The sequence below is a fragment of the Burkholderia sp. NFPP32 genome (assembly GCF_900119325.1).
Lineage (GTDB): Bacteria > Pseudomonadota > Gammaproteobacteria > Burkholderiales > Burkholderiaceae > Burkholderia > Burkholderia pyrrocinia_C.
The window spans coordinates 165,061-191,648 of record NZ_FPJP01000007.1; the positions used below are offsets into that span (position 1 = coordinate 165,061).

Consider the following 26,588-nt stretch of genomic DNA (forward strand, 5'->3'; position numbering starts at 1 on the left):
GGCTCGGCCCGATGTGCTGTGCTCCTCCTCTTGTTCGATGCTGCTCTCTTCTTCGATGTTGCGATGTCGCGATGTTGCCCTGCTGCTTCGCCGCCCGCCGCGTCAACGCAGCTTCGCGACGTCCTGCTCGGTCACCTTCGCGGCCGGATTGCCGAACTGCCCGGTCAGGTAGTTCGTGAGCGCGGCGATCTGCGCATCCGACAGCTCGTGGCGGAACGCCGGCATGCCGACGTCCTCGCTGCCGGCCTTGCGCTGCACGCCGTTCAGGATCACCTGCACGAGGTTGGTCGGATTCGGTGCGCCGACCGTCGAGTTGTGGAACAACGGCGGGTAATACCCGTCCGGCGTGCCCTTGCCCTGCATCTGGTGGCAGGTCGCGCAGTTGCCGAGATACAGCCGCGCCGGATCGATGCCCGACGACGCGAGCGCGACGCCGCGCAGCTTCAGGCCGTCCTCGGCCGGCTTGCCCCACGACGAGCGCGACTGCTTCGCGTCGCCGCTGGCGACGGCCGGCACCGTGCGGATGTACGTCGAGATCGCGCCGATGTCGGATTCCGTCATCTTCGAGAAGCTGTGCTCGATCGCCTCGGCCATCGGGCCGGCCGCCTGCGCGACGCCCGGCACGCTGCCGGTGCGCAGGTACTGCACGAGCTGCTGCTGCGTCCAGCCGCCGATCCCCGCGTTCGGGTCGGACGTGATGTTGTAGCCGTCCCAGCCCGCGAGCACCGAGCCCGACAGGAAGCTGCCGCCCGTCTCGTCGAGCGACTTCTCCTGCATCGCGATGCCGCGCGGCGTGTGGCACGTGCTGCAGTGCGCGAGGCCCTGCACGAGGTACGCGCCGCGGTTCCACTCGGCGCTCTGCGCCGGCTTCGGCTGGTACACGCCATCCTTCAGGAACAGCCAGTTCCAGATCTTCAGCGGCCAGCGCATGCTCAGCAGCGCGGGGATCTCGTTCTTCGGCGGCGCCTGCTTGACCGGTTCGACGCCGTGCATGAAGTACGCGTACAGCGCCTGCACGTCGTCGTCGTTGATCTTCGCGTACGACACGTACGGCATCGCCGGGTACAGGTTGTCGCCGTTCTTCGAGACGCCGTGACGCACCGCGCGCTCGAAGTCGTCGAACGTCCAGTTGCCGATGCCCGTATCGGGATCGGGCGTGATGTTGCTCGTGTAGATCTTGCCGAGCATCGGGATCGGCATGCCGAGGCCGCCCGCGAACGGCTTGCCGCCCTTCGCGGTGTGGCACGCCATGCAGTCGCCCGCGATCGCGAGGTATTCGCCGCGCTTGACCTGCGCCGGATCGGCCGCGTCGGCCGCGCGCGCGAGGCCCGGCAGCGCGAGGCAGCCGGCGACGAGGAAGGTGAGAGTAGATTTCCGCACGGTCAGACTTCCTTCTTCAGCGTGTCCGACATCCGCAGCGCGAGCGCAGCGATCGTCAGCGTCACGTTCACCGTACCGACGGTCGGCATCGTCGAGCTGCTCGAGATGAACAGGTTCGGATGGTCGAACGTGCGGCAGTCCTTGTCGACGACCGAGTCGCGTGCATCCGCGCCCATGATCGTCGCGCCCGTGATGTGGTTGTTCGGCGCGAACTCGTCGTTGAAGACGACTTCGGTGCCGCCCAGCACCTTCGCGGCCGTCGCATAGACCTCGCGCGTGTGCACGGCGCCGCGCTTCACGTAGTCGTCGATCGCGTACGTGATTTCGGGGCGCGGGATACCGATCGCGTCGGTGGCCGTCTTGCTCGGCACGATGCGGTTCTCGGGTTGCGGCAGGATTTCGTGGAAGCAGTCGAACTGCACGTAGCGCGCGGAACGGTCGCGGATCTGCGCGTCGAGCTCCTCGGGCTTCATCAGCTTGCCGCCCTTGAAGATCTTCTGCGTCTCCTGGTTGATGCGCGACATGTTCGACAGGTGGATCTTCTTCGCGGCTTCGGTCGCACGGAACGGGCCGTCGCGGAAACCGATCAGCGACGTCATCTCCTGCGGGCCGCGGCCCGGCCACAGCTTCTCGTTCGCGTAGAACGACACGCCGGTGCCCGGGTGGTCCATCAGGTTGCGGCCGACCATGTCGGAGCTGTTCGCGACGCCGTTCGGGAAATCGCGGTTCGCCGACATCAGCAGGATCTTCGGCGTCTCGATGCCGTTCGCCGCAACCACGAAGTACTTGCCTTCGACGCGATGGTCGGCGCCGGACTTGTCCTTGTAGATCGCCGCGACGATGCGCTTGTTCGGGCCGGTTTCCAGCTTGTAGACGACCGCGTTCTCGATCAGCTTCGCGCCGGCCTGCTCGGCCTTCTCGACGTGCACGATCCCGTTGTACATCGCGCCGATCGGGCAGATCGGCATGCAGTTGTTGTTCCCGCAACAGGTTGGCCGGCCGTCGTACGGACGGCTGTTGCGCGCGACCGGCTCGGTCACCACGTGGAACTTCGGGTCATAACCGTTGAGCGCGCTCTTGATCGTCTGCTCGTTGAACGACAACGGCAGCGGCGGCATCGGGTACGGCTGCTTGCGCGGCGAGTACAGGTCTTCCTCGGGGCCCGGGCCCCACACGCCGAGCTCTTCCTCGGCGCGCTGGTAGTAATGCTCGAGGTCGTCGTACTGGATCGGCCAGTCGCGGCCGACGCCGTACACGGTCTTCATCTTGAAGTCGTTCGGGATGAAGCGCCACGCGGACGCCGCCCAGTGCCACGTCGTGCCGCCCACCGCGCGGATGTACTGCGAGTTGAACTTGTGCTCGCCCTTCAGGACCAGGTAGTCGTTCGGCGGGCCGTATTCCGGATGCGGCGCCCACGGGCTCGACGGGTACGGCGCCATGAAATCGGTCTTGTCGGTCTGATTCCGAAAGCGCTCGACGATTTCCCAGCGCGGCATGCGCGGGCCGGCTTCCAGCAGGATCACCGACTTGCCCGCCATCGCGAGCTGGTGTGCGACGATCGCGCCTGCGACACCCGAACCGACGACGACGACGTCGGCCTTTTGCGTATCGGTATCGGCCATCAGGCTTGCCTCTCGATCGGTTTTTCGGCCCAGAAGCCGGGTTTGTTGGGGCAATACGAAGGGATCACGAGCGTATCGGATACGACGCTGAACATTAATGCTTCTTCGTAGGTAATCACGACGTTGTCGACGATGCCGAGATACCACGCTTCAAGAATCTTGAGCGCGAGCGCTTCCTGATCGGGATTCAGCGAGCCGGACGCGAGTGCGCCGGCGAGTTGCGGCAGGCTGTCGGCCGTCTTGAACGAGCCCTTCTGCAATGCCTGCAGGAAGCGCTGGCCGAGCACGCGGCTCAGCCCCTTCTTGCCGGTCAATGCTTCGGAAAGCGTCATGAACGTATCGAGCGGCGCGGTGCCGGGCGCATCGGCCAGGGCCCGCAACGCCAGCGAGCCCGTGAGGCCCGCCGCCGTCAGCGCCAGTGCGCCCTGCAGCCATTGACGCCGCGTGATGCCGGTTGCAGCTGCGTCGCCATCGCGACGCGAATGGGGAGTGTTGTCGTTGTGCATGTTTCCTTCTCTCGAACGCCGGATTCGGGAAAACCACGCTTGATATTTCTCAAACTTCGGCGCGGACCTGAAATGTACGCGCACAAATCGGATCGAACAATCTTTTTATAGTCCATTAAATGTTCCGCAATCCGAGACAATCGACATTTCGCTGCATTTTTGTGTCGTCGACGCGACAAATCTGCGACGGACGCACCGGTGTCGCATGCCGGCGACACACTGCGGCAGCGCGCGACGATGCGTGCGCACGACGGTCGGTTAGAATCCCGTGCAATCAAACAGAAAGCTTCCCTCCGAGGGCAATCGAGCGATGAAGCAGCACGACAAACAGAACAACACGATTCGAACCAACCACACCACACGGCTGCTCTGGCGCATCGGCGCCGTCGCGGCGCTCGGCGGCGCCGCGGCCCTGTCGCTGCATGCGCTCGCGGCGCGCACGGTGAGCGTGTCGCCGCAAGGCACCGTCACCGAAGTCCGGCAGACCGTCGTCAAGTTCGACGAACCGATGGTCGCGTTCGGCTCGGCGTCCGCGCCGAATCCCGCGCGCGTGACCTGCAACGACTCGACCGCCGCGCGCGGCCAGGGTCACTGGCTCGACGACAAGACCTGGGTTTACGATTTCGAAAACGACCTGCCGCCCGGGGTGCGCTGCTCGGTCGCGCTCAACGACACGCTGCGCTCGGTCGCCGGCAATGCGGCCAGCGGCCCGCGCCGCTTCACGTTCCAGACGGGCGGCCCGTTCCCGGTGAACGTGCGCCCCGGCTCGCGGGAGATCGAGGAACGGCAGGTCTTCGTGATGAAGCTGAACGGCCCGGCCGAACCGCGCTCGGCGCTCGCGAACATCTGGTGCGAAGCGGCCGGCATCGGCAACCGCATTCCCGTCACGGCCGCCGACGACGATACGCGCAACGCACTGCTCGACCATTTCGGGCTGAAGAAGGACGCCGCGCGCGTATTGACGCTGTCGTGCTCGCAGGCGCTGCCGGCGAGCGCAAAGATGCAGCTCGTGTACGGCAAGGGCGTCGCGAGCCCGAGCGGCATCGCGAACGAAACCGAACGGCGCTTCGATTTCACCGTGCGCGCGCCGTTCGCCGCGAGCTTCTCGTGCGAACGCGAGAACGCGAAGGCGCCCTGCACGCCGCTGCGCCCGCTCACGCTGTCGTTCAACGCGCCGATCTCGCGCAAGAACGCCGAGGCGATCAAGCTGCGCGGCTCCGACGGTTCGCTGTCGCCGACCTTCGCGGCCGACGACCACAGCGAGGAAGTGACGACCGTCACGTTCAACCCGCCTTTGCCCGCGCAGGCCGCGCTGACGATCGAACTGCCGTCGGGCCTGCGCGACGTGACCGACCGCTCGCTGTCCAACGCCGACCTGTTCCCGCTGGCAACGCGCACCGCGCCGATGCCGCCGCTCGCGAAATTCTCGTCGGGCACCTTCGGGATCGTCGAGCGCTTCGCCGAACCCGATACGCCCGCGCTCGTGCCCGTCACGCTGCGCAACGTCGAGGCCGACCTGCATATCGCCGGCCTCAACGCGGGCGGCGCGCAGTTCGCGAACCTGAAGGTCGAGAACGACACCGCGATCCGTCAGTGGATGCGCACCGTCGAGCGCTTCGACAACTGGTCGATGACGGCCGGCTCGATCGACAGCCAGATTCCCGGCCTGCTCCAACGCAAGGGCCAGCACCCCGTCTTCGTGCCGCTCCAGGCCGGCGAAAAGCAGCCCGCGCCGAAGGACCGCCGCATCGACGTACGCTCGCTGTCGCTGCTCAAGGGCGAGCCCGGCGCGCAGGCGCTGACACTGCCGCAGGCCGACCCGAAGACGCTGCGCCCGTTCGAGATCGTCGGCGTGCCGATCGACAAGCCCGGCTTCTACGTGCTCGAACTCGCGTCGCCCGCGCTCGGCCGCTCGCTGCTCGCGAAGCCGTCGAGCATGTATGTGCGCACCACCGTGCTCGTCACGAACCTCGGCGTGCACCTGAAACAGGGCCGCGAGAACAACCTCGTGTGGGTCACGACGCTCGACAAGGGCAAGCCCGTGCCGAACGCGCAGATTCGCGTGTCGGACTGCAACGGCGATGAAATCGCCGCGGGCAAGACCGATGCGCAGGGCCTGCTGAAGATCGACGGGCCGTTCGAACCGAAGCACGAATGCCGCTCGTCCGAGCGTTTCGACGACTACTTCGTGTCGGCGCGCGTCGACGATCCGAAGACGGGCCCCGACATGGCGTTCGTCAGCTCGGGCTGGAACCGCGGGATCGAATCCTGGCGCTTCAACGTGCCGACCGACACCGACAGCGCACCGACCATGCGCGCGCACACGGTGTTCGACCGCACGCTGCTGCGCGCAGGCGAAACCGTGTCGATGAAGCATTTCATCCGTACCGAGACGCTGCAGAGCCTCGCGTTCCCGTCGCAATACCCGACGCGCGTGACGATCCGCCATCTCGGCACGGGCCAGACGTACAAGCTGCCGCTCACGTGGGCCGCCGATCACAGCGCGGACACGCAGTTCACGCTGCCGCCGGCCGCGAAGCTCGGCGAATACAGCGTCGAACTTGCAGCCGGCCCGGAAGACGCGCCGACCGCCACTTACTACAGCGGCAGCTTCCGCGTCGAGGCGTTCCGCCTGCCGGTGCTGAAGGGATCGATCGGCGCGCGCGATGCGCAGAAGAGCCCGCTCGTCGCGGTGAAGGAAGCGCCTCTCGCGGTGCAGATCGACTACGTGTCGGGCGGCGGCGCATCGAACCTGCCGGTGCAGGTGTCGGCGCTGATGAAGTGGGCGTCGCCTCCATTCGCGGATCGCTTCGAGGACTTCAGCTTCACGCCGTATCGCCCCGACACGAGCGACGGCAACGCCGACGACGATTCGCAGGACGGCGACAACGCGTCGTCGAACCACGATCCCGACGCGACGAAGCTGATCGCCGACAAGCTGCCGCTGACGCTCGACCGCAACGGCGCGGGCTCGGTCACGCTCAAGGGCCTGCCCGACGTCGACGCGCCGAAGCGCATCGCGCTCGAAGCGACGTTCTCCGACCCGAACGGCGAAGTGCAGACGATCCGCGGCGACACGATCCTGTGGCCGGCCGCGGTGGTGGCCGGCATCAAGGCCGGCCGCTGGGTGTCGGTCGGCCAGCGCGTGCCCGTGCAGGCGCTCGCGGTCGACCTGCAGGGCAAGCCGCGCGCATCGGTGCCGATCGAGATCAAGGGTGTCGCGCACATCACGACGTCGTCGCGCAAGCGGATGGTCGGCGGCTTCTATGCGTACGACAACAAGAGCGACACGCGCGACCTCGGCGTGCTGTGCTCGGGCAAGACCGACGACAAGGGCCGCATGGCCTGCGACGCGACGCTCGAACAGGCCGGCAACGTGCAGCTGATCGCGGTCGCGAAGGACGGCGACGGCCGCACGTCGAACGCATCGACGTCGGTCTGGGTCACGCGCGAGGACGAACTCTGGTTCGGCGGCGACAACACCGACCGGATCGACGTGATTCCGGAGAAGACCTCGTACGAACCGGGCGAAACGGCCCGCTTCCAGGTGCGCATGCCGTTCCGCTACGCGACCGCGCTCGTCGCGGTCGAACGCGGCGGCGTGATGGAAACGCACATCGTCGAGCTGAACGGCAAGAACCCGACCGTCGACCTGAAGGTCGGCGAATCGTGGGGGCCGAACGTCTACGTGTCCGTGCTCGCGCTGCGCGGCCGGATTCGCGAAGTGCCGTGGTACTCGTTCTTCACGTGGGGCTGGAAAGCACCGGTCGAATGGGCGCGCGCGTTCTGGCGCGAAGGCCGCCACTATGAAGCGCCGACCGCGTTCGTCGACCTGTCGAAGCCCGCGTTCCGCTACGGCCTCGGCGAGATCAAGGTCGGCACGGGCGTCCACCGTCTCGGCGTGACCGTGACGACCGACGCGACGCGCTACACGGTGCGCGGCAAGGCGCAGGCGCACGTGAAGGTCACGCTGCCGAACGGCCAGCCCGCGCCGGCCGGCACGCAGATCGCGGTCGCGGCCGTCGACGAGGCGCTGCTCGAACTGATGCCGAACAACAGCTGGGACCTGCTCGACGCGATGCTGCGACGGCGCGCGTACGGCGTCGAGACGGCCACCGCGCAGATGGAGATTGTCGGCCGCCGCCACTTCGGCCGCAAGGCCGTGCCGGCCGGCGGCGGCGGCGGCAGCGCGCCGACGCGCGAGCTGTTCGACACGCTGCTGCTGTGGAATCCGCGCGTGACGCTCGACGCGAACGGCAGCGCGACCGTCGAGGTGCCGCTGAACGACGCGCTCACGCGCTTCAGGATCGTCGCGATCGCGGCGGTCGGCCCCGACCGTTTCGGCACGGGCAGCACGTCGATCCGCAGCACGCAGGATCTGCAACTGATCTCCGGCCTGCCGCCGCTCGTGCGCGAAGGCGACGCGTTCCGCGCACAGGTCACGCTGCGCAACACGACCGACCGCGCGATGCAGGTCGTCGTGACGCCGCGCGTGACGGGCCTCGACGTCGCGCCGCAAACCGTGTCGCTCGCGGCCAATACGGCAACCGAGGTCGCGTGGACGATCACCGTGCCCGAGCAGGCGCTCGACGCGGCCGGCGCGCTGAACTGGCGCATCGAAGCGGCCGAGCAAGGCGGCAAGCGCGCGTCCGACGCGCTGGCGGTCGCGCAGAAGGTCGTCCCTGCACTGCCGGTAACCGTGCAGCAGGCGACGCTCGCGCAGGTCGACGGCACGCTGACGGTGCCCGTGTCGGCACCGGCCGGCGCCGTGAGCAACGCACAGGGCGCGCCGCGCGGCGGCATCGCCGTGTCGCTGCAGTCGAAGCTTGCCGACGGCCTGCCCGGCGTGCGCCGCTGGTTCGAGCGCTATCCGTACCGCTGCCTCGAACAGCAGGCGTCGCGCGCGATCGGCCTGCGCGACCCCGCGCAATGGCAGGCGCTGGTCGCGCGCATGCCCGTCTATCTCGACAGCGACGGGCTCGCGAGCTACTTCCCGCCGTCGTCCGACGATTCTCACTACGGCAGCCCGACGCTGTCGTCGTACCTGCTCGTGCTGTCCGACGAGGCGAGCCGCGCCGACCCGCGCTTCGCGCTGCCGGAAGACCTGCGCACGCAGCTCGAAGCCGGGCTCGCGCGCTTCGTCGACGGCCGCATCGAGCGCAACGCGTGGGCGCCGCGCCAGGATCGCGACCTGCGCAAGCTCGCCGCGATCGAGGCGCTGTCGCGCTACGGTGCCGCGCAAGGCCGCATGCTCGGTTCGATCGAGATCGCACCGAACCAGTGGCCGACGTCGGCGGTGATCGACTATCACGCGATCCTGACGCGCGTGAAGGACATCCCGCAGCGCGACGAGAAACGCGCGCAGGTCGAACAGATCCTGCGCGCGCGCCTCACGTACCAAGGCACGCAGCTCGTGTTCTCGACCGCGCGCGACGACGACCTGTGGTGGCTGATGACGAGCAACGAGACCAACGCCGCGCGGCTCGCGATGGAATTCGCGGGCGACCCGGCGTGGAAGGACGAGATGCCGCGCGTCACGGCCGGCCTGCTCGCGCTGCAGCGCCAGGGCGCGTGGCAGACGACGACGTCGAACGCGCTCGGGCTGCTCGCGGTCGAACGCTTCTCGCGCACCTACGAGAGCACGCCCGTCTCCGGCGCGACGAAGGTCGCGCTCGGCGGCAACGAGCGCGCGATCTCGTGGTCGCAGGCGCCGGCCCCGGCCGACACGCCGGCGTCGGCCACCGCCGCGACCCGCGCCGCCGCCGCGCGCAGCGTGCTGATGCCGTGGCCGCGCGCGTCGCAGGCGCCGGCCACGCTGTCCGTCACGCAGGAAGGCACCGGGCGCCCGTGGGCGACGGTCGAGAGCCTCGCGGCCGTGCCGCTGCGCTCGCCGTTCGCCGCCGGCTACCGGATCACGAAAACCGTCACGCCGGTGTCGCCCGCCGTCAAGGGCGTGCTGACGCGCGGCGACGTCGTGCGCGTGCATCTCGACATCGATGCGCAGAGCGACATGACGTGGGTCGTCGTCAACGATCCGATCCCGTCCGGCGCGACGATCCTCGGTTCGGGCCTCGGCCGCGACTCCGAAGCGGCGACGCAGGGCGAGAAGACGCCCGACGGCGCGTGGCCGGCGTTCATCGAGCGCGACTTCGACGGCTACCGCGCGTACTACGACTATCTGCCGAAGGGCAAATTCTCGGTCGAGTACACGGTGCGGCTGAACAACGTCGGCACATTCGGATTGCCGCCGACGCGCGTCGAGGCGCTGTACGCGCCATCCGTGTACGGCCTGTGGCCGAACCCGCCGATGACCGTGAAGCCGGCCGACGCGGCCAAGCAGTGAGCGCGTGATGATCGATCGGGTTTTGCCGCGGCCGGCGCGTTTGGCCGGCCGCATATTCGTCGCCATCGTGCTGGCCGCGCCGCTCGTCGCGCATGCGCTGCCCGGTTACGACGACGTGCGCCGCGACTGGCGCAGTTCCGACTGGGTGCTGCTCGCGCGCGACGGCACGCCGCTGCAGCGCACGCGCGTCGACCTCACCGAACGGCGCGGCGACTGGGTGTCGCTCGCGGACGTGTCGCCCGCGTTCCGCGAGGCGATCGTCGTCTCCGAAGACAAGCGCTTCTACGAACACAGCGGCGTCGACTGGCGCGGGATCGCCGGCGCCGCGTGGGGCAACCTGTGGAACGAGCGCACGCGCGGCGCGTCGACCGTGACGATGCAGCTCGCCGGGCTGCTCAGCGATTCGCCGCGCCGCTCGGGCCAGCGCTCGCTGCCGCAGAAGGCCACGCAGGCGATGAACGCGCTGCTGCTCGAACGCGGCTGGCGCAAGGACCAGATCCTCGAGGCGTACCTGAATCTCGTGCCGTTCCGCGGCGAGACGGTCGGGCTCGGCGCACTGTCGCAGGTACTGTTCGGCAAGGCGCCGTCGGGCCTCGACGCGCGCGAAGCCGCGATCGCGGCCGCACTCGTGCGCGCGCCCAACGCGACGGCCGCGAAGGTCGCCGAGCGCGCGTGCCGGATCCTGCGCGACATGCATGCCGAGCAGGGGTGCGCGTCGCTCGACGGCTACGTGCAGTTCGTCACAGCGCGTCCAACCAACGCCATGCGCGACGACGGTGCGGCCCTCGCCCCGCACTTCGCGCGGCGCATCGCGGCCGAGGTCAGGCCGGCGGCCGGCGCGCAGGTCCGCACGACGCTCGATGCGCCGTTGCAACGCTTTGCGCGCGACACGCTGATGCGCGCGCTGACCGAACTCAACGCGCCCGCGCACCGGCGCAACGTGCAGGACGGCGCGGTCGTCGTGATCGACAACGCGACCGGCGAGATTCGCGCATGGGTCGGATCGTCGGGCGCGTTGTCGAGCGCACGCGACGTCGATGCCGTGCTCGCGCCGCGCCAGGCCGGCTCGACGCTCAAGCCGTTCCTCTATGCGCAGGCGCTCGACGAAAAGCGGCTGACGGCCGCGTCGCTGCTCGACGACGCGCCGATCAACCTCGCCGCCGGCGGCGGCCTGTACATTCCGCAGAACTACGACAAGGATTTCAAGGGCTGGGTGAGCGTGCGCAGCGCGCTCGGCGGTTCGCTGAACGTGCCGGCCGTGCGCACGCTCGTGCTCGTCACGCCGCACCGCTTCGCGCGCACGCTGACCGCGCTCGGCCTGCCGCTCGCGCAGGAAGGCGACTACTACGGCTTCAGCCTCGCGCTCGGGAGTGCCGACGTCACGCTGCTGTCGCTGACGAACGCGTATCGCGCACTCGCGAACGGCGGCGTCGCGCGCAAGGTCGCCGACCTGCCCGCGCCGGCGTCCGGCGCGCCCGCGCATGCGGACAGCGGCACGCGCGTGTTCAGCGAGGCGGCCAGCTTCGTCGTTACCGACATCCTCTCCGACAACAATGCGCGCGTACGCACGTTCGGCTTCGACAACCCGCTCGCGACGCGCTTCTTCTCGGCGGTCAAGACCGGTACGAGCAAGGACATGCGCGACAACTGGACCGTCGGCTTCACGTCGCGCTATACGGTCGGCGTGTGGGTCGGCAACGCGGACGGCTCGCCGATGTGGGACGTGTCGGGCGTCACGGGCGCGTCGCCCGTGTGGTCGGCCGTCGTCGGCTACCTGCACCGCGATCTGCCGAGCCGCGCGCCGCGCGCGCCGGTGGGCGTCGAGACGCGCCGCATCACGTTCGAGCGCGACATCGAGCCGGCGCGCAGCGAGTGGTTCATCGCGGGGACGGCGGTCGACACGATCCGGCTCGCCGCGCCCGTCACGCCGGGCAAGGACGGTGCGCGCGCGCCGCTGACGATCGGCGCGCCGACCGACGGCACGATCTTCGCGATCGACCCGGACATTCCGCCGAAGAACCAGCGGATCTGGTTCGAACGCTCGGCCGGGCGCGCCGCGCGGTTCGCGTGGCGGCTCGACGACAAGGTGATCGGGCATGCCGACCGCGTCGCGTGGATGCCGTGGCCGGGCCGGCATCGGCTCGAACTCGTCGACGCGCGCGGCAACGTCGCGGATGCGATCGGCTTCGAGGTGCGCGGCGCGTTCGCGAAGACGGCTGCGCGCAAGCCTTGAGCGCGTGAGCCGGCTGCCTACTGGCCGGCCGCGTTCGCCTTCTGCGGCTGCGCGGAGAAGTCGAGTGCCGGAGCTGTCGAGATCGACGCTTCGTTCGCAACGCTGAAGTTCGGGCGAGGCTGGTAGCCGAAGATCTTCGCGATCACGACGCCCGGGAACTGGCGGATCTGCACGTTGTAGTGCTGCACCGTCTTGATGTAGCGGCCGCGCGCGACCGCGATGCGGTTTTCCGTGCCTTCGAGCTGCGTCTGCAGGTCGCGGAACGCTTCGTTGGCCTTCAGCTCCGGGTAGCGTTCGGACACCACCATCAGCCGGCTCAGCGCGCCCGACAGTTCGCCCTGCCGTTGATCGAACGCCGCGAGCGCGGCCGGATCCTTCGCCATCTCCGGCGTCATCTGCACGCTGCCGACGCGCGCACGGGCCGAGGCCACCTCGGTCAGCACGCGCTCCTCGTGCGACGCATAGCCCTTCACCGACGCGGCGAGATTCGGCACGAGATCGGCGCGGCGCTGGTACTGGTTCAGCACTTCGGACCACGCCGCATTGATGTCCTCGTCGGACGACTGGATCGCGTTATAGCCGCACCCCGCGAGCGGAGCCAGTAAGCAGCACACGAGCAGGATTCGAAACCATTTCATTGTTGAAGACTTCCGGTTGAGCGCTCCGGGCGGAGCGGTAGTGAAAAGAAACGTTGTTTGCGCAGGTGCGCTGCGTATGGCGCCTGGTGGTTACCAGCGACCCGATGCGCCCCCGCCGCCGCTCGACCCACCGCCGCCGCTGAACGAATCGGAACTCGACGAATCGGAGTCCGCGCGCGAGCCTGACGACGGCCATTTGAAACCGGATGACGACGAGGACGAAGACGACGAGCTTCCGCCCGTGAGCTTGTCGATGATTCCGAGGATCAGCGTCAACACGCAAAATACCGTCACCAGGACTTCGCCGGGCGAATAGCCCATCCAGTGCCCGATCGCGATCAACGCCAGCAGCGTGCCGCCGATGATCGCCGCGTACTTGCGGATGGGTGCGGACCGGACGACACCGATGCCGAGCAGCCATGCCCCGACGCCCACGCTCGTCGGAACCAATGCCAGGGCCGCCAGGATCGCCTCGAGATTGCCGTCGAAGATCGCGCCGACCGGCAGCATCACGATCGGCACGATCGTCGTGACGAGATAGCTTGCCGGGAGCATCACCTGCCAGCGCAGCTTGCGCCACGCGGTCACGGCACCCAATGCGACGTTGGCCAGCCCGAGCAGGAGCCAGAACGTGAAACTGCCGTACTCGACCGGCGGCTTCTCGAGCAATCCGTTCGACATCCGCCGCTCATCGCCCGCCCGGCTGTCGCGGGACGCGAGGTCGGCCACCTCGTCATCCCGCCGCGCGTCGGTCGACGTAGCCATCTCCGGCGGCGTCATCTCGAGCGTGAGCGCAGCGACTGCATCGTTCACGCCGGCCTCGATCCGGTTCTCGCGAAACGCCGGCACGATCCGTTCGCGGATGATCCGGCCCGCGACAATATCCGGAATTGCGCCTTCAAGCCCATAGCCGACTTCGATCCGCACGGTATGGTCGTTGAGCGCCGCGACGAGCAGCAGGCCGTTGTCTATCTTGCTCTCGCCTAGACGCCATTGTTCGAACACCGCAGTCGCGAACTGCTCGATCGTCGCGTGGCCCGTCGAGCCGACCAGCAGCACCGCCATCTGTACGCCGAGCCGGCGCTCGAGATCAGCGAGGCGCTCGGTCAGTTCGGCCGCGCATGCGGCGCTCAGCGCGCCGGTCATGTCCGTCACTCGGCCTTTCAGCGGCGGCGCCGCTTCGGGATCAGTGGCGACAGGATAAGTAGCCGCTGCTACAGCCGCGTGCGTGCAGGCCGATGGCGCCGACGCGGACGATGCGCCGGCTGCCGACGCAATGGCGCCATCTACGCCGCCGGCCGGCGCGGCGAACGCCAAACTGTAAAGGAGTATTGCGCCCGTCAGCACGGCAGTCACCGCTTTCCCTATCCCGGTAAAGGCGATCGTGCTGCGCGTGCGCGTGGGGCGTCCGTCGTGTCGGGTCGTGCCTGCCCGCGATGCCGGATCGCCCTCGCAACCCGCCGGGCGCGGCCGCCCCGTCTGTCGTTTCAAGTTCATGTCGGAAACGGCACGCCTGCTCCCTCAGCAACGGCGCGTTCTCTCGTCGTTTTTAGTCGTCCCGCAGCATAACCAATTGCGAAGGGAACTGAAAGGTTTCCGGCTGGGCAGGCAAACGGGCAGGCAGTACGCGGATCGGGAATCTAGAATATGAACAGCGCCGCTTCCCCGGGCGCACCGGTTGCTTCCTTCTCCCGGACACCCGCGACCATGAACATTCGCCATACGCGCTTCACCCGCCCCGCGCTGGGCGCGCTCTGCGTCGCAGCGCTCGCGACGCTCCAGGCCTGCAACGGCGACGCCTGCTTCGGCGTGGATGTCTGCTTCAACAACAACGACACGCAAACCGTCTCGCTGTCCGGCACGGCCGCCACGGGCGGCGCGCTCGCGAGCGCGTCGGTAGCGGTCAGTTGCGCGACAGGCTCGGCGACGACGCTGACGGACGGCGGCGGCAACTACCGTGTGACGGTCAACGCCGCGCTGCCGTGCGTCATCACCGTGACGTCGGGCGGCACGAGCCTGCATTCGCTCGCGTACGCGGGCGGCACCTTCAACACGACGCCCGAAACCGAGCTGATGCTGGTCTATCTCGCGGCACAGCTGGGCACGAACACGGCCGGGCTGATCGGCAATTTCCAGGGCAATCTGCACTTCCAGCAGGTGATGGGCAGCCCGAACGCCGTGCAGGCCGCGCAAGCGGCCGTCGTGACGAACCTGCAGCAGCGGTATGCGGTCACGCTGACGACGCCGGCGTTCCTGACCACGTCGTTCGTGGTCGGGCAACCGGGTGTCGACAGCGATCTCGGTGCGCTGGCGAAAGCGGGCGCGATCGATTCGAATGGATTGCCGGATCCGGTCGCCGTTTCGCTATTGACGCAGGCCGGAGCCGCGCATCCGCTGTAGGCGGCTTACGCGGCCTCACTGCTCCCGCACACGACGGTCGCGGCCTGCTGCTGCGTCAGATACCGCAGCAGCTTCGTCACCATCCATACGACGATGAACGACAGCGCGACGAAAAACACCGCGAGCGGCGTCAGCACGTGGATCGACACGAAGCCGGCCAGCCCCATCATCGCGGACGACACGAGCAGCAGCGCGCACCCGAGGATCGCGCTCGTCAGGCCGGCGATATGCGGAAACAGCGAATTGCCCTTGGCCATCAGCGTCGGATACATCGCGCCCGCGCAGAAGCCCATCACGAGCACCGGCGTCGCGAGCGTCCACACGCGCAGGCCGACGGTCAGCGCCAGCACCAGCATCGCGACCGACGCACCCGCCATCACGCGCGCGCCGATGCGCAGCCGCTGCTCGGCGCTCGGCAGCCCGCGCCCGTGAATCCGGTTCGACAGCCCACCGAGGAAATACATCAGGCCGATCCCGAGCGCGAGATAGCCGAAGAACGTCGGCGGCTTGTGCAGCGTGGTCTGCACCATGAACGGCCCGACGATGTTGAACACGAGCAGGATGCTGTAGCACAGCCCCTGCGCGAGGAAACAGCTCTGGAACACCGGACTCGCCAGCACCTTGCCCGCGTTCGCCATCAGCGTACGCGGCTCGAGATGCACCGGTTTCGGCAAGGTTTCCCGATAGCGCCACAGCAGCGCCCACATCACCAGCGAGTAGACGAGCAGGAACACGAGGCAGGCGCGCCAGCCGAACCATTCCTGCAGGTGCGCACCGATCACCGGCGCGACGATCGGTGCGAGCCCCCATGCGATCGACATGTACGTGAACGCGTGCATCAGCGCCTGGCCGGAGAACGAATCGGTGATGATCGCCTTCGCGAGCAGGTTGGTGGTAGCGATCCCGAAGCCCTGCAGGCAGCGCGCCAGCACGAACGTCTCCAGGTTCTGCGCGCCGAGCGACAGCAGGCAGCCGATCGTGTAGATCACGAGCCCGAACGCGAGCACACGCTTGCGCCCGTACGCGTCGGCGATCGGGCCGAAGATGAGCTGGCCGAGCGCGTAGGCCGCCATGTAGCCGGACACACTCGACTGGATCGCCTGCGGCGTCGTCGCGAACGAACGCGCCATGTCGGGCAGCGCGGGCACGTAGATGTCGATCGCGAGTTGGCCCGCGGACGCGAACAGGCAGATCAGGAACAGCAGGAAGCGCGGCGAATTCGACTCGCGCGCGGAAATGAGCGTGGCGTTCATGACGACTGGGAAGGATTCGGGCGGCGACGACGCGGCGCGACCCGTGTGTTCGCATTGTGAACACGCGTGCGCAGCGTGCCGGGTCGCATATTGTGCCTGTTGTTACGGCGACCGATGCGATTCCCATGGCGCGGGCGAGGTTGAACGTCCATCGGGGCATGCCCGGACACACTCGCCGAGCCGCCTGCGCATTCGTCCGCCGCCCCCGTACTTTCCACCCATTGACACGCCTCCCCGCCTTCGCCCTATACTCCCCGCAGCGCCACTAATTGTTGAACAATCCAACATGCTCGTTGACGCCTGACCGGCCACCGACAAGGATTTCGGCCGGATATCCACGTCTGCAAATTTCCCCGAGAGCACCGCGTCATGTCGAACTATCCCGCCGCCTATCAGGTCACCAAAGGCTCCGTCCTGAACGTCGACCGGTCCTTTTACTCCGCGATCGCGCAACGCAAGGACGCGCGGCAACGCATCGAATCGCACGTCGTGCCGATTCGCAGCGGCTTCGCGTGGACGGTGCCTGCCGGTCACGTATTCCGCATCGTCACGCTGGAAGGTCCGCAGGTCGCCGACTTCAACATGTGGAACCTGCACAATCCTCGCGAGCGCATGTGGGCGTCGCGCACGCGCCAGCTGCAGGCGGCGCACGTGACGACGTTCGACCGCATCTGGTCGACGCTGCCCTACCTGCGCCCGATGGTCACGATCACCGACGACACGCTTGCCGGCTATGGCGTCGACGACGACGGCGGCCGCGTGCACGACCTGCTCGGCACGCGCTGCGATCCGTACGTCAACAAGTTGCTGACCGGCGAGGATTTCCATTTCCACTGCCACTCGAATCTCGTGCGCGCGGTCGCGCCGTACGGGCTGACTGAATTCGACGTCCACGACGTGCTGAACGTGTTCCAGTGCACGGGCCTGAACGACGACGACAAATACTTCATGAAGGCCTGCCCCGCGCAGGCGGGCGACTATCTCGAGTTCTTCGCCGAGATCGACCTGCTGTGCGCGATGTCCACATGTCCGGGCGGCGACCTGTCGGTGCCGATGTGGGGCCCCGATGCGCGCGACCCGATCGACGTTTGCCGGCCGCTCGGCGTCGAGGTATATCGGCTCGATCCGGGCCTGCTGGAAGGATGGTCGTCGCCTCCCGTCGCGCCGTACAAGGGCCTGCACGGGATGCAGCCGCCCCAGGCAGACTGGCAGCACGGCAAGACCGTGTGACACAGCCCGTAGAATGACGCAACGCCGCCGGCCGGCGACGCCGCCGGCATACGATCAGGAGAGGAGCAAACGGACAGCATGGCAAGCGAAAAAGCGCGGGGACAATCGGTCGCCGACCGGATCAGCCATCAACTGCGCGAACACATCATCAGCGGCAAGCTGCCGCCCGGCACGGCGCTGGTCGAGATGGACCTCGCGGCCGAATACGATACGTCGCGCAACTCGCTTCGCGAAGTCCTGCACCAGCTCGGCCGCGAAGGGCTCGTCACGTTCGTGCGGCACAAGGGTGTCGTCGTACGCACGCTCAATCGCCAGGACGTGCGCGATCTCTATGTCGCGCGCCGCACGCTCGAACTGCATGCGCTGAACACGGCCGAACTCGCACAGCCGGCGCTGCTCGAGAAAATGCAGACGGCCATCGGCGCCGCCGAGCGCGAACTCGCCAAAGAGAACTGGCAGGCCGTCGGCACGCACAGCCTGAGGTTTCACCAGCATATCGTCGCACTGCAGAAGTCGGCGCTGCTCGACGAGTTCTTCCGGACCATCTCGGCACAGCTGCGCCTCGTATTCGCGTCCGATCCCGACGAGAAGCGCGTGCAGACGGCCGACTGGATCCAGCGCGAATACCGGATCTACGAACTGCTCACGCAGAACCGTCGCAGCGAAGCCGTCACCGCGCTCGCACGCTATCTCGACGATTCCGAGCGGATGCTGCTCGACGCGATCCGGCGCAGCCAGCGCGACGCGGCCTGAGCCGGCGCCCTGCTTCCCGCATGCGTGCCGCGCGACGCGGCACGCACGAATCCGGCATCTAACGCCGTCACGCTTCCTCGCCCGCCGGCAGCGCGTAGCTGCCGTCGTCGCGATGCGTCTCGCGCCCCGTCAGCGGCGGATTGAACACGCACACGAGATGCAGATCGCCGCGCGTCGCCCGCAGGATGTGCGCGTCGTTCCGGTTCAGCGCGTAGATCGTGCCGGGCGTGATCCGGTGCACCTTGCCGGTCGCCGTTTCGACGACTTCCCCTTCGCCCGCCACGCAGTAGTTGGTTTCGAAGTGATGCTTGTAGTGCAGATGCAACTCCGCACCTTCCTGCACGCGCGTCTCGTGAACGGAATAGCCGACGCCGTCCTGCTTGACGATCATGCGCTTGCTGTCCCAGCCCGGGCCGTGCGCGTGGCGTTCGGTATGGGCGATATCGGCCGATCTTACGACAATCATGAGCACCTCTGAATAATGACGATGAAAGATGGCAAGACTATGCCTGCCGACGGAAATCGTTTCATTCGGAGTCGGCCATTGCCCGTTCGACCAACACCGCCACATCGAGCAGCCACGCGTCGTCGCCGCGGCGGCCTGTCAGCAACAGGCCTATCGGCTGCTTCTGTCGACAGTCGCCCGGCACACTGATGCTCGGCAGGTCTAGCCGATTCGCAAATTCGGTCAGACGGAATGCGCGTGCGTTCGCCGCGAGATATATGGCCTCGTCCGCCAGATCGACAAGGCGCGGCGGCAGCATCGGCACCGTCGGCGTCAGTACCGCATGCGCATCGCCGAGTTCCGCGTGGTACGCATCGGCCAGCGCCGCCAGGCGCAACAGCGCGGCCGCGTAGTCGTGAGCGCGCACGTACTCACCAGCCGCGATGCGCGGTCCGACGAGCGGATCGTAGCGATCCGCGGCCGTTTCCAGCAGCGTGCGATGCAGCATGAACGCTTCAGCCGCGATGACGCCTCCCGCCCGCGCGGCGGCGCCGGCCTCGACCGCACAATCGAGCCGCTTGCGCTCGATGCGCGCGCCCTGTGCGGATAGCCGCGACAGCCACGTGTCGAATGCCTGTCCGACTGCCGGGTCGACGTCGTCCGTCGCGAAGCGCTCGGGGACGATGAAATGCAGGTCCCTGATGCTCGCCGGTACGGGCCGGCCGGCGGTGCGGCCATGCAGCACCGCATCGACCCGCCGGCACATGCGAGCCGTCGCGGCCAGGATCCCCGGCACGTCGAACGTCGTCGACAGGAAACGCATGCCCGCATCGGGATAGCGGCCGCGCGACGGCTTGAAGCCAGCCACGCCGCAGAACGCGGCCGGAATGCGCGCCGAACCGCTCGTGTCCGAGCCGATCGACAGATCGGCCGCGCCGAGCGCCACCGACACCGCCGCGCCCGAACTCGATCCGCCGGCCACGCGCTCGCGTCGCGCATCGAGCGGCGTCGCGGGTGTACCGTATGCGCGGTTCACGCCGAGCGCGCCGTACGCGAACTCGGTCATCGCGGTTTGCGCAATTCGCACAGCGCCGGCGCGGCGCAGCGCTGCCACGAGCGCGGCATCGGTTCGCGCAGGCGGGTCGCCGGCCAGGACAAGTGAGCCGGCGTGCGTGACCCAGCCTTCGCAATCGAAACACGCCTTGACCGTCAGCACCGCGCCGGCCAGCGGCACGGCGTTCGCATCGCGGCGTGCCGATGCATCCGTTGCACGCGCGTCGTCCAGCGCCGCTTTGTCGCGCCGCGCGAGCCATGCCGTCCCGATGTCGTCAGGATGTGCATCGGCACGCGCGAGGCTGGTACGCAACCGCTCGACGCACGCCTGCCCGTTCGCGTCGGGATGCCGTTAATCAGAAGCGTCCATTGTCGTTCCTCCTCGCCGATCGCTCGTTGCGGTTCATGCGAAATGGACGTGCCGCAGAAAGTCCTTCACGCGCGCATCGGCGCTGGCACGAATCCGCTCGGGCGGCACGTCGTACAGGATCCGGCCGTTCTCCATGAAGACGATCCGGTCGGATACCCTGAACGCAAAGTTCATCTCGTGCGTCACGATGATCATCGTCATCCCCTCCTTCGCGAGCGTCTCGACCACTTTCAATACTTCGCCGACGAGCTCCGGATCGAGCGCCGACGTCGGCTCGTCGAACAGCATGATCGACGGCCGCGTGGCGAGCGCCCGCGCGATTGCCACACGCTGCTGCTGGCCGCCCGACAGCTGATGCGGGTACTTGTTCGCATGGTCGAGCATCCCGACTTTCGACAGCAGCGACAGTGCCTGCAGCCGGATCGCCTCCGTATCCGCCTGCCGGTGATAGCACGGCGCCATCATCACGTTCTGCAACGCCGTGCGATGCGGGAACAGGTTGAAGCTCTGGAACACCATGCCGATGTCGAGGATCCGGTCGTGCGGCACGCGCGGCGGATGCGCGCCCGACGCACGAATGAATGGCTCGCCGTACAGATCGATCTCGCCCGCGTTCACCGGCGCGAGGCCGTTGACGGTGCGGATCAGCGACGTCTTGCCCGAACCCGACGGGCCGATGATCGATACGACCTGCCCCGGCGCGACATCGAGATGGATATCCTTCAGCACTTCGTGACGACCGTAGCGCTGCTGGATGCCTTTCAGCCGCAATGCGAATTCGGCACTCGCGCGCTTTCGCGGCGCGACGGCCGGCGTCGACAGCGGCAGTGCGATGGTCGCGGGGCCCGCCTGGGCCGGCGTGCGGCGGCTGACGTCGAGGTGCCGTTCGAGATACCCGAGCAGTCGGCTGAACACCGTGACGATCAGCACGTAATAGAACGCGACTGCCAGCATCGTTTCGAACACGAGGAAGTTCTGCGTGTACAGCCGCTGCCCGACGAGCAGGATCTCGGCGAGCGAGATCACCGACACGAGCGAGGTCAGCTTCACGATCGTGATGAATTCGTTCGCGAGCGCGGGCAGCGCGACACGAATCGCCTGCGGCATCACGATCATCCGCTGGATACCCGTGAAACGGATGCCGAGCGCGCGGCCGGCTTCGAGCTGCCCGCGCGGTACGGACAGGATCCCGCCGCGATGGATCTCCGCGAAATAGGCGGTCTCGCTCAACACCATCGCGATCAAGCCGGCCGTGAATGGATCGGACAGCACCGCGCTGGTGGCGGGAAACACCTGCGGCAGGTTGTAGATGAACACAAGCAGCACGAGCAGCGGCAGGCTGCGGAAGAACCAGATATACACGCTCGCGGCGCGTTTCAGACCAGTTCGGTGCGACTGCCTCGCGAGCGCCACCGGAAAGCCGAGCAACACACCGAGTAACCAGGCGGATACGCTGAGCTTCACGACGACGACGCAGGCGCGCCAGAAATCCCTGTCCCACAAGAGTTGTAACGCGTAGTGCCAATCGAACTGCATCGAAGACTCCTCAACCGCCGATAGGTGATGCAAGCGCCCGGCGCGGGTCGCGCGTCCGGGCGGGCGAGCGCGCCGGCCCGGCGCGCGGTTGCCGCTTCGCGACTACTTCGCCGTGCCGAGCGCGTTCGCGACGTCGGCATCGGTCGGCACCTGCAACCCGTACTTCTTCACGAGACTGTCGTACTCGCCGCTGTGCTTCGCCTCGTCCAGCGCCCCCTCCAGCGCGCGCAGCAGACCCGCGTCATCCTTCGTCACGCCGAGGCCGATGACGATCGGGTACAGCAGCGTCGTCGAGCTGAGTTCGACACGGCCGTTCGTCTGCTTCGGAATGCCCTGCGCGACGGCCGCATCCTCGATCTGCACGTCGACGGCCCTCGACATCAGCGCGGACGTCGCTTCCGGCGAGGTCGGAAACTCGAGCATCGCAATCTCGCCGCGACCGGCCGCCTTGCAGGTGTCCTGCGAGACCACGCGCAGCTTCGGCGTCCACGACGCGCCCTTGATCGTGCCGACGCGCTTGCCGCACAGGTCCTGCGGCGTTTTCGGCAGGTATGCGCCGCCCTTCGCGACGAGCAGCGACGCGCCCGTCTTCAGGTACGGCACGAAATCGACCTGCTTCAGGCGATCGGGCGTCACGTAGAGTGCCGACGCGACGACGTCGAAGCGGCGCGCCTTCATCCCGAGGATCAGGTCGGGGAAGCGCGTATCGAGGAAAACAGGCTCAAGCTTCAGGTGGCGCGCGAGCAGCCGCGAAAACTCGGCGTCGAAGCCGGCCGGCTTGCCGCCGTCCAGGTACGCGTAAGGCGGATACGTCAAGTCGGAGCCGACCAGGAGCGTGCCGGGCCGCACCGTCTGCAGCGATGCCGCCGATGCGAGCGAGCACGCGAAAGCCAGCGGCACAAACGCGCCGCCGAGAAAACGTCGAAACGAGAACTGACCGGGCATGGCATGGCTCCTGAGGTTTTTCGGCTCCTGCGCATAGACGTCACAACGCCTCCCGCGCACCGCCACATGCGGCTTTGCGAGATTTTTCACCGAAAATTGTTGAACAATTTCGGCCGATTCTGACCAGTTAAAATTGATAACTGAATCCGGGTTTACGCGAGAAACGGCGTCACCGTGCGCGAATCATCCGCGCACGCATGCGCCGTCGTCCGGTGCCGGACGCGAGTTTCAGGACGGGGAGAAATGAGCGGGAGAAGGCGGCGATCCCCTGGGATCACCGCCGAGGTGTGCGCGCCCATTGCGGACGCAACGATTTCTGCAACGCAGCCGAGATGAAAGCCGACTCGTCAGCCGGCATACGCGGCGCGCATCGACTGCATGGACCGGCAGAGCGACGCACCGGACCATGCCACACTGCTAGATCGCGATCAATACTGCGCCTGGTCAGTCGGATTCCTGAACAACTGTTTCATCTCCGCCGACAGCGGATAGTCGAGGCTCACGCCCTTCGGCGGAATCGGCCGCGTAAACCACTGGTTGTAGAGCTTCTCGGCCGCGCCCGACGTCTGCATCTTCGCGATCACGCCGTCGACGACATGCTTGAACGGCGGATCGTCCCTGCGCATCATGCATGCGTAGTTTTCGTGGACGAGCGGCGTGCCCGTCACCGCGTACGCGCCCGGGTTGCGATCCTTCGCGATCTCGCCGTACAGCAGCGGTTCGTCCATCACGAACGCCACCGCGCGCCCGGTCGTGACGTTCATGAACGCTTCGGCGTGATCCTTCGCGCTGATGATCGTCATGTTCATCCCTTTCTCTTCGTTGAGCTTGCGCAGCAGGCGCTCGTCCGACGTGCCGGCCGTCGTCGCGACCGTCTTGCCGGCCAGGTCCGCAAAATCCTTCACGCCCGAATCCTTGCGCGTGCTGAAACGGATCCCATAGAGGAATATCGTCGGGAATGGCGTAACCACATGATTTTTATATCATTCCACATATCTTAAAGGCAAATTCAGTACTACTAAAACACACTGTCGTACACAAATAAAATCAAATACATACAAGTGCGTTTCGGAAGAATTCACTTCCCATCTGCGATTACCGCATCATCCCCGATGGTCGATGCCAGAGCGTTGTCGCAATGACCGGGGTTGATCCAGTTCAGCGCACGGCAGAGAACGCATCCCCACTTGCGCCCAGCGTTGCGAGCCTTTGCAGCGCGCTCACTGACTGTCTCGTTCGGGGAACCGCCGAAGATGGTGTTAATGCCCTCATCGATCCAGATGGCGAAGTTCAGGAGGTAGCGGCCAATCTTGGTCATTGTGGATCCTCGACGGGCTGAGCCTTCGCAAGAAGGCGCGTTTTCTCATCGCTGCCGCTAGACGACCCGAAGTAGTAAGAGGCGGCTGCTTTGGCCTCGGCCGCGAGATAGCCACTAATGTTGCCGATGATCACCCAGCCTTGAGGTGGAATCTTGGCGGCTTCATCGGGCCACCCCATCAGGGCAACTAGCTGGGCGATCGCCACGCCAAAAAAGCCGCCAATGATGATGTAGGCAAGATGCGCGGGCGTCCGGTCCTTGACCTGGATCTCTCGGTTGCGCGCATTGCTGCGGTCGTTGGCCGCGATCTCTTGCAGGGATTCGATATGACTGTATCCGAGTTGGGCCATGAATTCCTGATGCTTCTGATCCGCTGCCTTCAACGCCAGAAGTTGTTCAGGAGTGGCGCCCGCGAGAGCCGCGGTCACATTGTCCGGACTAGCCTTGTCTGGCGACAAACCAAGAACATCGCAAAGAGCTTTGACAGCGACGCCAGCAACAGGCGTCCCGAGGGTTCCTGCAATCCACGGCGCGATAGTGCCGATTGCGCCTTTTACGGTAGACCAGTCCATATCAACTCCCCAGCAAAAACAAGGCGCGTTCCGCATCACGGCGTTTCACAAGACCCGGAAGCGTCACGCCTCCGGCATGGATCCATTTTCCGAATTCACCAGAAGCGGCTTGTGCATCGCCAGAATTGAAGAGACGCAGAAGCGTCGAATTCGAAAGCGCCGTCAGTCCGAGGTTGTAGGCGAAATCAGCCAACGCGCCCTTCTGTTCATCCGTCATTGGTACCTTCACGAGCGTATTGAGTTGGCTGCCGATAGTGCGCATCCGATTGACGAGATCCGAGTCGGCCTGATCCTGCGTCCATACCGTGTCGCGGTTGATGCCATAGCCGGTAGCGCCATACCCAATCGTCGGGACGAGCCAGCCTTTAGCAGGATCGGGATAGGCTTTTAGCTCGCACCCCTCGAATTGTTTGGCAAGGTCTATTGCCATCTCGAGCCAGTTCATTTTTTCCTCAGCATGACAAAGACGCCGACACAGCAATATGCGATCGACGCCACTGTGGCGATATTCTGCAACGTGATGGTATCGACCAAATGAGCCAATCCGACTCCTACCCACGGCGGCAACATCGATAAAATGATCGATTGGTGAGTGTTCATGGGATCCCCGATTATCGTTAGTTGGATGGAAGAATGGTGAAACTGTCGGTGAAACCTTCTCGAAGCGCCAAAATATTTCCGCTGGCGCCATTTACAGACCATGTAGTTGAGTTCTGCATGGCGAGAATCGCGCTAGCGCCAGTAGTATTGTTCTTAGCGAAAATATTTCCAGACCAATTTGGAGCAACCGAGAAGGAAAGAGTCATATTGCCGTTCGTCGTGCTTTGGTTCATCGCAGAAAGTGTTCCGCCGAAGAAGGGATTATTTAGTGAAATATTGGCAGGATTCACACCTCCTACTGCATTATTGCCATCATATCGTCCAGTCTTGCCAAGCAGATCACTGAAACTGACAGGAAGTCCTGATTTGCCGGCGAGTGCAATGACCCATGCGTGGTTGATGGATAGCGGCAGAGATAGCCCTAGCTCAGTGGCAATCTGCGACATGGACATCGGGAAAGATGCGGGCAGAGTCATGGCGTTTCTCCATGCGCTTCGAGTAGCCGCAGAACAATCGGAATGAGTTCGATGACCGTTACCAGCGCCGCATGTCCGTAGGCCGCCGAAAGCATCCCGCGCGCGTCTTCATGAACAGCTTCCGGGAACGCTTCGCGTAAAGAAGCGGCGCCGACGCCTGCACTCCGAGTTCCATCAGTCTTCCACGAGAAAGTTCCATGCAATACTTTCGACATTCGGATTAGGAAATCACGATCCATCGGCTGCCAGTCTTCTTTCAGGCGTTCGTCGGACGTGCCGGTAAGGTTTGAGCCGCTAATTGTCCCTGTAGCTGTAATATTTCCTGTGGCCGTAATATTACCGCCACTTGAAATATTCCCACTTGCAGAAATAGCAGCGCTGCTGCTTATATTTCCTGTGGAAGAAAAATTTGCAAAAGTATCTGACTGCCATCTGATAGCGCCGCGAGTTCTATCATAAAATCCCATTACTCCTGATGTATTAATGAAAATTGCCCCAGATGTATTGGAATTAGTTAAAATTGCATCAATTTCTGCATTTTGGCCGGTGCCGATAGTAGCCGATGTACCACTTACGGTAAGTCCAGTTAAAGACATAGGCCCAACAGTTGCCCCCCCCAAGAGCGCCAAACCTGCAGCCTGAATCTGCCCTATGGTTGCATATTCGTTTGTATTCTGGCCGTTCGCGACATTTAGGTGACGGAAGTTCCCCATCGGCAGATTCGCCGTAGGCACCGTCTGGCCATCTACCGCGATTGATGCCGTGATCGCTGCGGCGATATCGGCCAAGGTCGGATTCGCCCAGCCAGACGATGAAATGGTCGTACCGGTGACTACAGGGTTCCCAGCCGGCAAAGAATAGGTGCCGCTTCCGTTCCGGGGCATAATTAGGCTCCTGCAAATGAAAAAGGCCGCT

The 26,588-nt window shown here is 65.8% G+C and carries 20 protein-coding genes and 1 pseudogene; 5 read left to right on the forward strand and 16 right to left on the reverse strand.

Annotated features, from left to right (window positions below):
* Positions 1–102: 102 nt before the first annotated feature.
* The 3 genes from BT264_RS16380 to BT264_RS16390 are packed head-to-tail and all read right to left on the reverse strand — an operon-like array spanning position 103 to position 3,508.
* The gene (locus BT264_RS16380) at positions 103–1,380 is read right to left on the reverse strand and encodes a cytochrome c (RefSeq protein WP_072438780.1); all 1,278 of its coding nucleotides are present in this window, start codon (positions 1,378–1,380) and stop codon (positions 103–105) included.
* Between the two features lie 2 nt (positions 1,381–1,382).
* Positions 1,383–3,002 (reverse strand): GMC family oxidoreductase, encoded by a 1,620-nt coding sequence (locus BT264_RS16385; protein WP_072438782.1) that lies wholly within the window; start codon positions 3,000–3,002, stop codon positions 1,383–1,385.
* On the reverse strand, positions 3,002–3,508 hold the full coding sequence (locus BT264_RS16390; RefSeq protein ID WP_072438784.1) for a sugar dehydrogenase complex small subunit: 507 nt from the start codon (positions 3,506–3,508) through the stop codon (positions 3,002–3,004). The genes BT264_RS16385 and BT264_RS16390 overlap by 1 nt, the downstream gene beginning before the upstream one ends.
* Before the next feature lie 310 nt (positions 3,509–3,818).
* On the opposite strand from BT264_RS16390, the gene BT264_RS16395 reads away from it, so the two are divergent.
* Together BT264_RS16395 and pbpC are read left to right on the forward strand one after the other, a co-directional pair.
* Entirely contained in the window at positions 3,819–9,851 is a 6,033-nt protein-coding gene (locus tag BT264_RS16395; protein WP_072438786.1) for an alpha-2-macroglobulin family protein, read from the forward strand.
* A gap of 7 nt (positions 9,852–9,858) precedes the next feature.
* Complete coding sequence (gene pbpC, locus BT264_RS16400) at positions 9,859–12,084, forward strand: penicillin-binding protein 1C (RefSeq protein ID WP_072438788.1); 2,226 nt, start codon at positions 9,859–9,861, stop codon at positions 12,082–12,084.
* Between the two features lie 17 nt (positions 12,085–12,101).
* Here pbpC and BT264_RS16405 read toward each other — a convergent pair whose 3' ends face one another.
* Together BT264_RS16405 and BT264_RS39940 are read right to left on the reverse strand one after the other, a co-directional pair.
* Complete coding sequence (locus BT264_RS16405; protein ID WP_072438790.1) at positions 12,102–12,722, reverse strand: LemA family protein; 621 nt, start codon at positions 12,720–12,722, stop codon at positions 12,102–12,104.
* A 90-nt stretch (positions 12,723–12,812) separates the two neighbouring features.
* A complete protein-coding gene (locus tag BT264_RS39940) occupies positions 12,813–13,868 on the reverse strand; it encodes a TPM domain-containing protein (protein ID WP_239483178.1) in 1,056 nt (351 codons plus the stop codon).
* Positions 13,869–14,429: 561 nt separating this feature from the next.
* Between BT264_RS39940 and BT264_RS16415 the strand changes: the two genes are divergently transcribed.
* Positions 14,430–15,122, forward strand: coding sequence for a hypothetical protein (locus BT264_RS16415; RefSeq protein WP_072438793.1), 693 nt, complete (start codon positions 14,430–14,432; stop codon positions 15,120–15,122).
* 5 nt (positions 15,123–15,127) lie between these two features.
* Here BT264_RS16415 and BT264_RS16420 read toward each other — a convergent pair whose 3' ends face one another.
* Positions 15,128–16,375: a multidrug effflux MFS transporter gene (locus BT264_RS16420; RefSeq protein WP_072438795.1), complete on the reverse strand. Its 1,248-nt coding sequence runs from the start codon at positions 16,373–16,375 to the stop codon at positions 15,128–15,130.
* A 369-nt stretch (positions 16,376–16,744) separates the two neighbouring features.
* Between BT264_RS16420 and BT264_RS16425 the strand changes: the two genes are divergently transcribed.
* On the forward strand, positions 16,745–17,605 hold the full coding sequence (locus tag BT264_RS16425; RefSeq protein ID WP_072438797.1) for an urea carboxylase-associated family protein: 861 nt from the start codon (positions 16,745–16,747) through the stop codon (positions 17,603–17,605).
* Between the two features lie 78 nt (positions 17,606–17,683).
* Positions 17,684–18,358 carry a GntR family transcriptional regulator gene (locus BT264_RS16430; protein WP_072438799.1) on the forward strand — a complete coding sequence of 225 codons (675 nt, stop codon included), beginning with the start codon at positions 17,684–17,686 and terminating at the stop codon, positions 18,356–18,358.
* A 67-nt stretch (positions 18,359–18,425) separates the two neighbouring features.
* Here the strand turns inward: BT264_RS16430 and BT264_RS16435 are convergent, their stop codons facing one another.
* From BT264_RS16435 to BT264_RS38260, 10 genes and pseudogenes are all read right to left on the reverse strand, one after another.
* Positions 18,426–18,824, reverse strand: a complete 399-nt coding sequence (locus BT264_RS16435; RefSeq protein WP_072438801.1) for an ectoine synthase — start codon at positions 18,822–18,824, stop codon at positions 18,426–18,428.
* A gap of 61 nt (positions 18,825–18,885) precedes the next feature.
* Entirely contained in the window at positions 18,886–20,169 is a 1,284-nt protein-coding gene (locus BT264_RS16440; protein WP_072438803.1) for an amidase family protein, read from the reverse strand.
* Positions 20,170–20,259: 90 nt separating this feature from the next.
* On the reverse strand, positions 20,260–21,762 hold the full coding sequence (locus tag BT264_RS16445) for an amino acid ABC transporter permease/ATP-binding protein (protein ID WP_072438805.1): 1,503 nt from the start codon (positions 21,760–21,762) through the stop codon (positions 20,260–20,262).
* Positions 21,763–21,864: 102 nt separating this feature from the next.
* Positions 21,865–22,707, reverse strand: a complete 843-nt coding sequence (locus BT264_RS16450; RefSeq protein WP_072438807.1) for an ABC transporter substrate-binding protein — start codon at positions 22,705–22,707, stop codon at positions 21,865–21,867.
* 428 nt (positions 22,708–23,135) lie between these two features.
* Positions 23,136–23,660: pseudogene (locus tag BT264_RS16455) on the reverse strand (ABC transporter substrate-binding protein); the annotation flags it as partial.
* Positions 23,661–23,785: 125 nt separating this feature from the next.
* The gene (locus BT264_RS16460; protein WP_072438809.1) at positions 23,786–24,025 is read right to left on the reverse strand and encodes a hypothetical protein; all 240 of its coding nucleotides are present in this window, start codon (positions 24,023–24,025) and stop codon (positions 23,786–23,788) included.
* Positions 24,022–24,597 carry a hypothetical protein gene (locus BT264_RS16465; protein ID WP_072438811.1) on the reverse strand — a complete coding sequence of 192 codons (576 nt, stop codon included), beginning with the start codon at positions 24,595–24,597 and terminating at the stop codon, positions 24,022–24,024. The genes BT264_RS16460 and BT264_RS16465 overlap by 4 nt, the downstream gene beginning before the upstream one ends.
* A gap of 1 nt (position 24,598) precedes the next feature.
* Positions 24,599–25,042 carry a lysozyme gene (locus tag BT264_RS16470; RefSeq protein ID WP_072438813.1) on the reverse strand — a complete coding sequence of 148 codons (444 nt, stop codon included), beginning with the start codon at positions 25,040–25,042 and terminating at the stop codon, positions 24,599–24,601.
* A gap of 172 nt (positions 25,043–25,214) precedes the next feature.
* Positions 25,215–25,673 carry a hypothetical protein gene (locus BT264_RS38255; protein WP_143155721.1) on the reverse strand — a complete coding sequence of 153 codons (459 nt, stop codon included), beginning with the start codon at positions 25,671–25,673 and terminating at the stop codon, positions 25,215–25,217.
* Positions 25,670–26,461: a tail fiber domain-containing protein gene (locus tag BT264_RS38260; protein ID WP_177318376.1), complete on the reverse strand. Its 792-nt coding sequence runs from the start codon at positions 26,459–26,461 to the stop codon at positions 25,670–25,672. Before BT264_RS38260 ends, BT264_RS38255 begins: the two co-directional genes overlap by 4 nt.
* Positions 26,462–26,588: the final 127 nt, after the last annotated feature.